Source organism: Halomonas sp. AOP13-D3-9 (genome assembly GCF_052379125.1).
GTDB lineage: Bacteria > Pseudomonadota > Gammaproteobacteria > Pseudomonadales > Halomonadaceae > Vreelandella.
The window spans coordinates 90,662-102,197 of the sequence record NZ_JBQSYH010000006.1 but is presented as its reverse complement, the minus strand read 5'-3'; the positions used below and the strand labels follow the sequence as shown (position 1 = coordinate 102,197).

The following is an 11,536-nucleotide window of genomic DNA, read 5'->3' as shown; positions in this document are numbered from 1 at the left end:
TGTTGGTTCAACTTAATGTACGAATGGCAAGAGGATTAGGCCAAGATGGCGGCCAAGCCGATCTACCGTGTGGTGGTTCACCAGCAGGGTGAAATTTGGGATTTATACGTTCGAGAGATCTTTCAAAGCGAACTCTGGGGCTTTATTGAAGTCGAGGAGTTTGTCTTTGACGATGCTTCACGGGTAGTGGTTGACCCTGCGACCGAAAAATTGCAGCGAACTTTCGATGGTGTCAAGCGTAGCTACCTGCCATTAAATGCTATTGTGCGCATTGATGAAGTAGAGCGCGAGGGGCCATTGAAAGCGGTCAAAACCGATGCCCGGGTAGCGGAGTTCCCCCGTCCCTTTCCGATGCCTCCGCGCGGAGAAGGGTAAGCGTATGAGACAAGCGCACCGCTAAGTTAGGCGATAAGCGCTGCTGGCTCCGTCCGCCTTGCAGCGTTTTTTAATCAGGACATGATGTCATGCTAGTAAATAGAACGCGTTATCGAAATTACGCCGCTGCGGCTGGTCTTTTACTTACTGTTACCAGCTTCAATGCCACCGCCCAGTCCGCTAACCAAGCCTGGGTGACCGATGAGTTGAGCACCTATGTGCGCAGCGGTCCCACCGATGGGTACCGCATCATTGGTACGCTTAACGCAGGTGAACAGGTGGAGGTGCTGGAAACCAGCGGTGACTACACCCGTGTGCGCAACAGCGATGGTAATGCAGTCTGGGTGTTGAGCAATGAGCTTCAGCAAACGCCCAGTGCGGTTGAGCAGTTGCCCGCGTTAGAAGCCCAGGTAGAGGAACTCACCGCCGAGCTTGAGGGTATCAATGAAACCTGGGAGCAGCGTACTGCCTCAATGACGGAAACACTTGAGGTTCGCGAACGCCGCATTGCAGAGCTTGAAGCGGCCAATCAGGAGTTGGATAGCCAAGCAGAACAGTCCCGCCAGCAGGTAAGAGGGCTGCAGGCTCGTTTGGAGACCCAGGAAGAAGACCTGCTGATGCGCTACTTTATGTACGGCGGCGGTGTGGCTGGCGCGGGTTTGTTAGTGGGGTTGATTGTGCCGCACCTCCCGCGTCGGCGTAAAAAGCGTGACCGTTGGTTCTAAAAGCGCGATCAGCCCTATCTGTTGATAAAACCCTATCTGTGGTTAGCGTAAGCGACGACAAGGTGGCTAGACAATGAGCGATCAATGGCGCAAGCGCTGGCAAGAAGGGCGTATTGGCTTTCACTTGCAGCAAGCGCACCCGGCATTGTTGGGCCATTGGGCGTCGCTTGGCGTTGCAAATCGCACCAAGGTGCTGGTGCCGCTGTGCGGTAAAAGCCTGGATATGCGCTGGCTAGCGGATGAAGGGTATCCCGTGTTGGGGATTGAGTTTGCCCCTGAGGCCATTGAGCAGTTTTTGGCCCAGCGCAGCACCGCCGTATCCCGCTACCGTCAGGCAGGGTTTACGATTTCTCGCCAGGGCAGCGTGGAATTATGGTGCGGGGACTTTTTTCACCTGCATATACAGCAAGCCGCCGAGATTGGCGCGTTTTATGATCGCGCCTCGCTGATAGCGCTGCCACCAGCCACTCGGCAGCGCTATGCGTTTCACCTTGCGCAATTGGTGCCGCCCGGTGCCAAAGGCCTGCTGATTAGCCTATCGCATACCGATGGTAATGCCGGACCGCCCTATAGCGTGCCCGCTAGCGAGATCGAAAGCTTGTTCACCGCTAACTTCACGTTAACGTTTCTGGAAGAGGGCGCACCCGATGAGCGCGGGCGAACAGAGAGCGTATGGGCGCTAGAACGACGCGGGCCGCGCCTTTAAAACGTTAACAATAGCGTTATAAAGGTGCAGCCCTGTTTTGCTGCGGTAAGGAGAGATGCCTTAGCGTGCGAGTAAACGGCCCAACTCTGGGTCGCTAAAAGCACGGTTCATGCCATCGCTAAGTAGATCGCTCAGCATGCGCGTATTGCTGTCGGCATCGGGCTTCAGGGCGTAGCCCTGAGTACGGCGTGAGGTGTAGGTGCCGGTATAGGTGGTACCCTTGTTTTGAGCGATAGCGCGGAAAACACCTTCAAGACGCGCTTCATCGACCAGCGGCTGGCCGCTGTCGCCACGAGCGTAGTTCAGGCTGGCAAGTTCCAGCGTTAAGCTCGGGCGGCCCTCGGCCTGCTCGGTGGTAGGGCTAAAGCCCATATCCCGCACGGCGCGCTCGGCCTCTTCCTGCAGACGTGGGATTAGCTCGTGGCTGCTCACGGTAATATGCGCCGTCGACATACCGCCGCCAGCACGGTTGCCGATAATGTCGCTCTCGCGGCCATCCTGGGCAATGACCGTGACCTGCTGGCCCGAGCCCACTTGCGGCACCTGCGCACTGCGCTCGGGACTGAGCTGTAAATATTGCGGGCTAGCGCAACCAGCAAGCCATGCACTGGCAAGCAGCACACCTGAAATCCGTAAAAAGTGACGCCGAAGCATAGTCTTCCTCCGCTATGGCTAAAACACCAGTATAACGCGGGTAGCGCTTTGGCGGTATGTTCTAGCGATGTGGGGTTTCCAACGTGGGCTAAGTTTCGCTTGTTGCTGCAAACTTTCCAATAATCTAGGCATGCCATAATGCACTGGGCACTAAAGAGGTCTTGGTATGGATCTGTTTGAAAACGATGGCATGAAGTTGGTTAATCTGCTTCCACAGGATGGCGAGGCTTATTACTACGGTGAAATCTTAGTAGCTGAGACCGCGGATAGGTATTTGGATCAGTGCATTAACGAATTGCATTGGGAGCATGACCGGGCATTTATTTATGGCAAAGAGATTGTCACCAAACGCAAGATTGCCTGGTACGCAGATGAGCCGGTTGCCTATACCTACTCCGGGTATACCAAGAGGGCGCTGGTATGGCCGGGCTGTCTACGCGAGATTAAACAACGGGTGGAGAGCCATTGCGGAGAGGTGTTTAATTCGTGCCTGGGCAATTTTTATAGCTCAGGCGAGGAGGGCATGAGTTGGCATAGTGATGCTGAGAAGGACCTTGTTGAGAATGGGGTCATCGGGGCGTTGAGTTTAGGTGGGGAGAGGAAGTTCTCGTTTAAACATAGACACACTGGGGAGAGCGTTTCGCTTACTTTAGGGCACGGTAGCTTGCTGGTTATGAAAGGCAACACCCAAAAAAATTGGTTACACAGCCTGCCCAAAACCAAGAAAGTTGTTGAGCCGCGGGTGAGCTTAACCTTTAGGCAAATGCGCTTTTGAGCGAATCCTATTAAAGCCCCGACAGCGTTAGCTGCTGGGGCTTTAAGTGCTAAGGTTTTTAAGTACTGCAGTTCTTAAATGCTGGGGGGGTTAAGAACGTTCTTCCTAAGCGACGCGGGTTTGTTCCGCCGCTTTCGCTTCTACCTTAGGGAAACGACGCCAGTGGCGCGGATGAGCGAATAAGCGCTGCCCACGTTGTAGCGCCAGGTGTTCAAAGTCCGTATGGCGCACGGTGGCCAGCCACGGCTGGGCAAGCCAATCAGCCTCTAGCTCCACGCGTACTTCGGCACCCACTGGCGAGATCGCCGTGATGGTGACCGGTAGGTGGCTTTCAGCGGTGGGCTGCTCGGTTAGGCGTACTTCATGAGGGCGCAGCAATAGCTCTTGATGCCCATCGGGCAGATCAGCGTGCCAGTAGGCGTCACCGCAGGTCAGAACACCGTTGCTTACGTTGCCTTCAAGATGATTTACATCGCCCAGAAACTCAAACACAAAGCGGTTTTTGGGTGTGCGGTAGAGCTCATCGGGAGTGTCAATCTGCTCAATGCGGCCATTGCTCATTACCACCACGCGGTCAGATAACTCCAGCGCCTCTTCCTGATCGTGGGTGACAAACACACTGGTGAAATTGAGCTCGTCGTGAAGATGACGCAGCCAGCGACGCAGCTCCTGGCGTACTTTGGCATCGAGGGCGCCAAACGGCTCGTCAAGCAGAAGCACTTCAGGTTCCACCGCTAAAGCGCGGGCCAGCGAAACCCGCTGCTGCTGGCCGCCTGAAAGCTGGGCAGGGTAACGATTGGCAAGGTGCTCCAGCTTGACCATTTCCAGCAGCCTAAAGACCCGGGCACGGATCTCGCCACTGCTGGGGCGGCGCTTGCGGGATAGCACGGTCAACCCAAAGGCCACGTTGTCGTAAACGCTCATATGGCGGAACAGCGCGTAATGCTGAAACACGAAGCCGATACGCCGGTCGCGCACATGCACGTTGGTAACATCGCGGTCGCCGAACAGAATCTTACCCGGTTGATTAGAGCGGTCAGCATTTTCCAAACCGGCGATAATCCGCAGCAGGGTGGTTTTGCCCGACCCCGATGGGCCGAGTAGACCAACCAGCTCGCCCTCGTGAATATCCAGGTTGATCGGCTCTAGCGCCTGGGTATTGCCGAAGTGCTTAGCGATGTTATGTAAATGAATGCTCATGCAAATGCCTCCCGGCGCGCTGCGCGCCATTCCAGCCCGGCCTTGGCGGCGAGCGTCAGTAGGGCAATCAATGCGAGTAGGGCCGCGCAGGCAAATGCCCCCACGGCGTTATAATCCTGATAAAGCTGCTCAAGGTGCAGGGGTAGCGTATTGGTCTTGCCGCGAATAGCACCGGAGACCACCGATACAGCACCAAACTCCCCCACCGCACGGGCATTGGTAAGAATCACGCCATAAAGCAATGCCCAGCGAATGTTGGGCAGCGTGACGCGACGAAAAGTTGTCCAACCGGATGCGCCCAGAACCACGGCGGCTTCCTCTTCACGGGAACCCTGCGCCTGCATCAGCGGAATCAATTCGCGTGCAATAAAGGGACAGGTGACAAAAATGGTCACCATTAGAATGCCCGGCCAGGAGAACATCAGCTGGATATCGTAGCTATCCAGCCATCCGCCGATCCAGCCGTTGCGACCATATAGCAAAAGATAGATAAGGCCAGCAACAACGGGCGATACCGCAAAGGGAATATCGATCAGCGTTTGCAGAATGCGTCGGCCGGGAAAACTGAAGCGCGTGACCAGCCATGCCAGAGCAACGCCGAATACCAAGCACACGGGGATGGTTAACAGCGCAATCATCAGCGTTAAGCCAATCGCAAGCAGGGTAAAGGTATCACTGACGTTGGCCCAGAAAACCATAACGCCCTGGGAGAACGCCTGGGCAAAAATGGCGACTAACGGCAGCAGCAAGAACAGCGCTGACAGCACCAGGGCGATACCTATCAACAGGCGCCGGATAAGCGGCGCATCACCAATTCGACGCATTACCCCTTACCTCCATGCAGGCGGCGCACAAAGCGGCCCTGCCAAATATTAATCGCCAGTAGCAGCGTCAGCGATACGAACAACACTACTGAGGCAATGGCCGACGCCCCGGCATAGTCATACTCCTGCAGCTTGACGAAAATCATCAGCGCGGTGATTTCCGTTTCGTAAGGCATATTGCCAGCGATAAAGATAATCGCGCCGAACTCGCCCAGCGACCGCACAAATGCAAGCCCAGTACCGGTCACCAAGGCGGGCCAGATATGCGGCAGGATGACACGGCGAAATGCCACACCATCGGTAGCACCCAGCGACATGGCGGCTTCGTCGACTTCGGCAGGCAAGTCCTCTAACACCGGCTGCACCGTACGCACCACAAACGGAATGCTGGTAAACGCCATAGCCAGCGCAATGCCCACCCAGGTGTAAGCGACTTGAAAGCCCAGCGGCTCCAGCAATCCACCCATCCAGCCGCTGCTGGCGTAAAGCGTTGCCAGCGTAATGCCGGCCACAGCGGTGGGCAGCGCGAAAGGTAGATCCATCAGCGCGTCGAGCAGTCGTTTACCGGGAAATTCATAGCGTACTAATACCCAAGCCAGTAACAGCCCAAAGATGGCGTTGATGATGGCTGCCACTGCCGCTGCGCCGATGGTGACCATGTAGCTGGCAACGACGCGACCTTCGGTGATGATGGCCCAGTACTCGGCAAGGCTAAGCCCCGCTAACTGGCCAAACAGGCCGGTAATCGGCAGCAGCAGTACCAGCGAGATAAATAGCACGCTGATGCCCATAGAAAGGCCAAAACCCGGCAGCACGCGTGTGCTGCCGGATCGCCAGGAGGCAAGTTGACTCATAGTTCAGACTGGCTCATGAGTGGTTATTAGCGGCGCTGTAACTGGTCAAGAAGGCCACCACTGCCAAAGTGGGTCTCCATTGCCTCGTCCCAGCTGCCGAATACGTCGTCTACTTCGAGCAGTTCGGTTTCCGGGAACTGATCGGCAAACTCTTCAACCACGGCTTCGTTATGCACCCGGTAATTGAAGCTCGCCAGCAGGCGCTGAGTCTCTTCGGTGTAGAGATATTCAAGGTAGCTCTGGGCCAAGTCGCTGTTACCGTTGCGCTCAGCATTTTCGCCAACGACGGCAACCGGGAACTCAGCCAGGATGCTAACGGGCGGTACAATTACTTCGTAATCGTCGCTGCCGTATTCGCTGCGAATGTTGTTGACTTCCGACTCAAAGCTAATCAGCACATCGCCAATTTCACGCTCAATAAAGCTGGTGGTCGCGCCACGGCCGCCGGTATCAAATACCGCTACGTTGGCCAAGAAGGTGCGCATAAACTCTTCGATTTGCTCTTCATCTCCATCAAATTCGTTTTCGGCAAAGCCCCAGGCGGCTAAGTAGGTGTAGCGACCATTACCCGAGGTTTTCGGATTGGGGAAGACAATTTCTACGTCTTCATTAGCCAGATCGTCCCAGCTTTCGATGCCTTTAGGGTTGCCTTTACGCACTAAGAAAGCAGTGGTGGAGTAATAGGGCGAGGCGTTGTTCTCAAACGCATCCTGCCAATCTTCGGCCACCAGCCCCGCATCGGCAAGCACCTGCACATCGGTCACCTGGTTGAAGGTCACCACATCGGCACGCAGACCCTGCAAGATAGCGCGCGCTTGGGCAGAGGAGCCGCCGTGGGACTGGCTGATCTCAATCTCTTCGCCGTGCTCTTCCTGCCACCAGGCTTGAAACTCAGGATTGATCGCCGCAAACAGCTCGCGAGCGATATCGTAGGACGAATTAAGCAGTTCACGCTCCTGGGCAGCGGCAGGGCTGCTCACCGTGACGCCTAAGGCAAGCGCAATCAGGCTGCGGCGGAAAATAGTCGGCAGTGTCATAAACTAGCTCCTTCAAAAGTGTAAGCGCGTCTTATCGCAATATGGGCAAGGTTAAATCTATCAATGTGGAATTACAATCATGTTTTATATTCTATTTGAGAATATGAGTGTGCGCAGATGCCCAATGCAAAGTCGTGCAGGTGATGGGGCTTAGTGGGTGGCTCTGGTAACATAGTAGGCTCATTCCCCTGTTAATTTAGGAACGTGCTATGACCGCTGCGCAGGACTTTTTGATTGCCCCCTCTATTCTTTCCGCTAACTTTGCGCGGCTTGGCGAGGAAGTAGATAACGTGCTGGCGGCTGGCGCGGATGTGGTGCACTTCGATGTCATGGACAATCACTATGTGCCCAACCTCACCATTGGCCCTATGGTATGCAAAGCGTTGCGCCAGCACGGGGTGACGGCACCGATTGACGTCCACCTAATGGTCAAGCCGGTAGACCGCATGATCAGTGACTTTATTGAGGCGGGTGCCAGCTACATTACGTTTCACCCGGAAGCCTCTGAGCACGTTGATCGCTCATTGCAGTTAATTCGTGATGGCGGTTGTCAGGCAGGCTTAGTGTTTAACCCGGCCACGCCGCTCTCCTATCTCGACTACGTGATGGATAAAGTCGATATGGTGCTGCTGATGAGCGTTAACCCAGGCTTTGGCGGTCAGTCCTTTATCCCTGGCACGTTAAACAAACTACGCGAGGCGCGGGCGCGCATTGATGCCTCAGGACGTCCGATTCGTCTGGAGATCGACGGTGGGGTGAAAGTGGATAATATCGGCGAGATCGCCGCCGCCGGCGCTGACACCTTTGTGGCCGGATCCGCTATCTTTAGCGCTCACCAAGCCAGCGACCCGCACGGCTATGACACCGTGATCAAGCAGATGCGTGCGGCGCTGGCCAAGTAAACGTCAGTGTTATTTAGTGAAGTTTCATGCGCGGCTTTAAGTAACGATTAAGCTTATCGACCAGCCACGCTAGCCCCGTCTTTGGTGCCCCATGAATAGAGAGCTGGTGCATGCGGTAGAGCGATGCATAGGCTTGGCGAGCCAGCCAGCCCTCTAAAAATAGCCCCTTGGAGGCGGAGCTACGCATTAAATTGCCCACTGCATCGTAGCGGGCGAGCGACACCAGCGAGCCGTGATCGCGGTAGCGGAAATCGGCAAGTGGTTTGCCATCTAGTTGATTAACAATATTTTTGGCGAGCAGCTTGGCCTGCTGATGAGCCGCCTGGGCGCGAGGCGGCACCGTGCCACTTTCCCCCATTGGGCAGCTAGCGCAATCGCCTAAGGCAAAAATCTTCTCATCATCGACACTCTGCAGAGTGCTGTTGACTTCAATTTGGTTTTTCTTATTCGTCGTCAGGCCTAGTTCCGCCAAAAACGGGGGGGCTTTGATCCCCGCTGCCCAGACGTTAATGTCGGTCTTGATCACTTCATCGTCACCAGTGACCAACTGATACGCTTGCGCTTCTTTCACGGCGGTATCGGTGTGAACCGTCACGCCCATCTCCTCAAGTTCTGTTTTAACCGTTTGACTGACCCGTTCCGAAAGCCCCGGCAGCAAACGCGGGGCTGCTTCTAGCAAGTGCACACTGATTTGCTGGTTATCCAGCGCCGTCACGCCATAGGCATTGAGCATGCGCGAAGCGTCAAACAATTCGGCGGCAAGCTCTACGCCCGTGGCGCCTCCCCCCACAATCCCAATGGTCAACTGAGTATGCTGACGCAGGTTGGGATCGGTATAGCGCAGAAAGGTATTGATCATATCGCGCTGGAACGCCTTGGCCTGCTGGGGCGAGTCAATAAAGTGGCAATGCTCCGCCACGCCGGGCGTGCCAAAATCGTTGGAGACGCTGCCTATGGCCATGACCAGATAGTCATAGGTAAGCTCCCTGGCGGGTAGCACTTCTTGACCGTCCTCATCATGGATGGGCGCGAGTTGCAGCGTCTGCTGCTCGCGATTTATGCCGGTCAGCGAACCACGCTGGTAGCGATAGAAGTGAGCAGAGGAGTGCCCGCGAAGATCCACCTCATCCATGCTCGAATTCAGCACGCCAGTGGCCAGTTCGTGGAGCAGCGGTTTCCAGACATGGGTGGTATTGCGATCCAGCAGCACAATTTCTGCGCGTTTGCGCTTACCTAAGGTGCGGCCTAATCGCGTGGCAAGGGCTAAGCCGCCCGCACCGCCGCCAACAATCACGATTCTGGGAGTGGGCATATCACTACCTCCTTAACTAAATTAGCCCTAGCATAGAAGGTTCTAACGCGTCTGACTAATGCGAACGTTTGCTTTGAGCGGGTAAACTGGTTGTTAAATCAACATGAGGCAGAGAGCATTGAAGGTACACCCAATAGACTATCCAGAACTACACGCTGTACTACAGGGTAAACGGCTGGTTGCTTTCGACTTGGACGGCACCCTGATCGATTCAGTGCCAGACCTTGCCGCCGCAGTGGCGCGTACATTAAAAGAGCTCAACCTGCCCCAGCCCGGCGAAACAGACGTGCGCGATTGGGTTGGCAATGGCGCTCCGGTATTAGTCGAAAGAGCCCTGACCTGGGCGCTAAAAGCAGCACCCGACCCCGTGCTTCAGCAGCGCGCCTATGAGGCATTTATGCGCCACTATGGCGCGGCATCCAATACCCTGACGACGCTGTACCCTGGGGTTAAGCAGGCACTTCAGGCGCTGTATCACCACGGTCTAACGTTGGTGCTGATCACCAATAAGCCCGAGCGCTTCATTGAACCGCTGCTAACACACTTCGAGCTGTTGGACTATTTTACCCTCTTGATTGGCGGCGATTCGCTGGCCGAAAAAAAGCCCCACCCTTTGCCGCTGCTGCACGCTGCTCAACACTGCCAAATAGCGCCAGATGAGTGTGTGATGATCGGCGATTCACGTCACGATATGGCGGCGGGTAAGGCGGCGGGCTTTACCACCCTAGGGTTGCCCTACGGCTATAATCATGGGGAGCCGATCGACAACAGCCACCCCGATCTAGTGCTGAGTTCGTTAACCGAACTGCTACTCGGCCGTCGCGCCCCCTAGCGCGGTATGCATCACTTCAGCATTATGTTGCAGCATCGCTGAGTAGTTGGCCGCCGGGCCATCTGCACCGCTCAGCGAGTCGACATACAGCGGGCCGGCTAGGGGAAGCGAGGCTTCCCGTGATAGGGCGTCCATATGAATACTGGGCGTAGTGCTTTCAAAAAACAGCGCTGGCGGGCGAGGGCGATTATTGGCCAGATATTCGCTCATCTTGGCCATTGCCTCGGCACTGCCCTGGGTCTCGTGATTAACGCCCCACACTCCCAGGGTTTCAAAGGCGTAGGCGCGGGCGAAATAGCCAAAACCAGCTTCACTGGTCACTAATGTTCGGTTGGTCTGTGGAATCCCATCAAGCCGCTCTTTCACTGTTTGGTTAAGTGTGCCAAGTGCTTTGCGTGCCTCTGCAGCCCGAGCATAAAAAGCATCGGCCTGGTCGGGTAAATGCTCAGCTAGCGTCTCGGCAATTACAGCGATGTAGGCGGCAGCCCCCTCGGGATCCATCCACATATGCGGGTCTGGCTCGCCTTTATACTGCCCTGTCGAGATCATTAGCGGCGAATAGTCGGCTTTTTCCGCCACCTCTACTAGGGTCAGCTGGTCGTGGGACATCGCTTCAACATGGCGTATCCACGGCTCCAGCCCCAGCCCGTTATAAAACACAATATGGGTCTCTTCTAACGCCAGTACATTGGGCGGGGTTAACTCCCAGCGATGAACATCTTCTCCTCGTGGAACAATGACGTTGACGCTAACCGTGTCGCCGGCCACCCGTTTGACCAACTCCTCCATGACTGAGAAAGAGGCTATAACGCGTAGCGTTGTGCTGGCATAGGCAGGCGCAGCACTTATCAGCGCGGCAAATAAGAGCGTATACACCCAGGTAACCCGCTTTGACATTCCACGCTCCTAACTGGCTGAAAAACTATTACAAAAACGATCACAAACACTATGACAAAAATGATCACAAAAGACGGCAGATAATAAAGACTGCGCTGGCCTGTTGCCAGTTCCAATGCAACGTTAGGCCAAAACAGATATTGCCCAAGGAGGGATTCACCCTCGGGGAAAGTGCCGCTATGCTGAACACTACTGTACCTCTAAGCATAGCGTGCCTTATGAATGACCGAACGGTTTCTTCTTTGTAGCGTCGGCGTAGCCATCCTGAAGGCCGCGTTCTATGACATTTTATGCCCACTTTGAGGTGGTGCACGATCACGCTGGCCGCGCGTGCGATCCTAAAATTCCTAACCACCAACCCGACCCTTGATCTCTACGGCAAAAATGCCGAGGTTAAGTAGGCAGCCTGTCGGCTGGCATGTGGTTTGGCTAAGGGTTAAATT

13 protein-coding genes are annotated in these 11,536 nt (G+C 55.4%); 6 read left to right on the top strand and 7 right to left on the bottom strand.

Annotated features, from left to right (window positions below; genetic code table 11):
• Positions 1-45: 45 nt before the first annotated feature.
• The 3 genes from ACT3UM_RS08385 (at position 46) to ACT3UM_RS08375 (ending at position 1,806) form a co-directional block, all read left to right on the top strand.
• Positions 46-375 (top strand): DUF1820 family protein, encoded by a 330-nt coding sequence (locus tag ACT3UM_RS08385; RefSeq protein WP_498897825.1) that lies wholly within the window; start codon positions 46-48, stop codon positions 373-375.
• An 89-nt stretch (positions 376-464) separates the two neighbouring features.
• Positions 465-1,100, top strand: a complete 636-nt coding sequence (locus tag ACT3UM_RS08380; RefSeq protein WP_498897823.1) for a TIGR04211 family SH3 domain-containing protein — start codon at positions 465-467, stop codon at positions 1,098-1,100.
• A gap of 73 nt (positions 1,101-1,173) precedes the next feature.
• Positions 1,174-1,806 carry a class I SAM-dependent methyltransferase gene (locus tag ACT3UM_RS08375; RefSeq protein ID WP_498897821.1) on the top strand — a complete coding sequence of 211 codons (633 nt, stop codon included), beginning with the start codon at positions 1,174-1,176 and terminating at the stop codon, positions 1,804-1,806.
• A 60-nt stretch (positions 1,807-1,866) separates the two neighbouring features.
• Here the strand turns inward: ACT3UM_RS08375 and ACT3UM_RS08370 are convergent, their stop codons facing one another.
• A complete protein-coding gene (locus tag ACT3UM_RS08370; RefSeq protein WP_064233607.1) occupies positions 1,867-2,460 on the bottom strand; it encodes a YajG family lipoprotein in 594 nt (197 codons plus the stop codon).
• Positions 2,461-2,626: 166 nt separating this feature from the next.
• Here ACT3UM_RS08370 and ACT3UM_RS08365 point away from each other — a divergent pair, with 166 nt between their 5' ends.
• Positions 2,627-3,235: an alpha-ketoglutarate-dependent dioxygenase AlkB family protein gene (locus tag ACT3UM_RS08365; protein WP_498897819.1), complete on the top strand. Its 609-nt coding sequence runs from the start codon at positions 2,627-2,629 to the stop codon at positions 3,233-3,235.
• Positions 3,236-3,340: 105 nt separating this feature from the next.
• On the opposite strand, the gene ACT3UM_RS08360 is transcribed toward ACT3UM_RS08365, so the two are convergent.
• The 4 genes from ACT3UM_RS08360 to cysP are packed head-to-tail and all read right to left on the bottom strand — an operon-like array spanning position 3,341 to position 7,150.
• Positions 3,341-4,435 carry a sulfate/molybdate ABC transporter ATP-binding protein gene (locus ACT3UM_RS08360; RefSeq protein WP_144815320.1) on the bottom strand — a complete coding sequence of 365 codons (1,095 nt, stop codon included), beginning with the start codon at positions 4,433-4,435 and terminating at the stop codon, positions 3,341-3,343.
• Positions 4,432-5,259, bottom strand: coding sequence for a sulfate ABC transporter permease subunit CysW (cysW, locus tag ACT3UM_RS08355; RefSeq protein WP_035583960.1), 828 nt, complete (start codon positions 5,257-5,259; stop codon positions 4,432-4,434). Before cysW ends, ACT3UM_RS08360 begins: the two co-directional genes overlap by 4 nt.
• Positions 5,259-6,113, bottom strand: coding sequence for a sulfate ABC transporter permease subunit CysT (gene cysT / locus ACT3UM_RS08350; protein ID WP_498897817.1), 855 nt, complete (start codon positions 6,111-6,113; stop codon positions 5,259-5,261). Before cysT ends, cysW begins: the two co-directional genes overlap by 1 nt.
• Before the next feature lie 26 nt (positions 6,114-6,139).
• A complete protein-coding gene (cysP, locus tag ACT3UM_RS08345; protein ID WP_498897815.1) occupies positions 6,140-7,150 on the bottom strand; it encodes a thiosulfate ABC transporter substrate-binding protein CysP in 1,011 nt (336 codons plus the stop codon).
• Positions 7,151-7,359: 209 nt separating this feature from the next.
• On the opposite strand from cysP, the gene rpe reads away from it, so the two are divergent.
• Positions 7,360-8,052, top strand: coding sequence for a ribulose-phosphate 3-epimerase (gene rpe / locus ACT3UM_RS08340; RefSeq protein ID WP_035583955.1), 693 nt, complete (start codon positions 7,360-7,362; stop codon positions 8,050-8,052).
• Positions 8,053-8,065: 13 nt separating this feature from the next.
• Here the strand turns inward: rpe and ACT3UM_RS08335 are convergent, their stop codons facing one another.
• Positions 8,066-9,364 carry an NAD(P)/FAD-dependent oxidoreductase gene (locus ACT3UM_RS08335; RefSeq protein ID WP_498897812.1) on the bottom strand — a complete coding sequence of 433 codons (1,299 nt, stop codon included), beginning with the start codon at positions 9,362-9,364 and terminating at the stop codon, positions 8,066-8,068.
• Between the two features lie 103 nt (positions 9,365-9,467).
• Between ACT3UM_RS08335 and ACT3UM_RS08330 the strand changes: the two genes are divergently transcribed.
• Positions 9,468-10,196, top strand: coding sequence for a phosphoglycolate phosphatase (locus ACT3UM_RS08330; protein ID WP_498897810.1), 729 nt, complete (start codon positions 9,468-9,470; stop codon positions 10,194-10,196).
• On the opposite strand, the gene ACT3UM_RS08325 is transcribed toward ACT3UM_RS08330, so the two are convergent.
• Positions 10,173-11,093, bottom strand: coding sequence for a metal ABC transporter substrate-binding protein (locus ACT3UM_RS08325; RefSeq protein ID WP_498897808.1), 921 nt, complete (start codon positions 11,091-11,093; stop codon positions 10,173-10,175). The two genes, ACT3UM_RS08330 and ACT3UM_RS08325, sit on opposite strands and share 24 nt — an antisense overlap.
• Positions 11,094-11,536 lie beyond the last annotated feature (443 nt).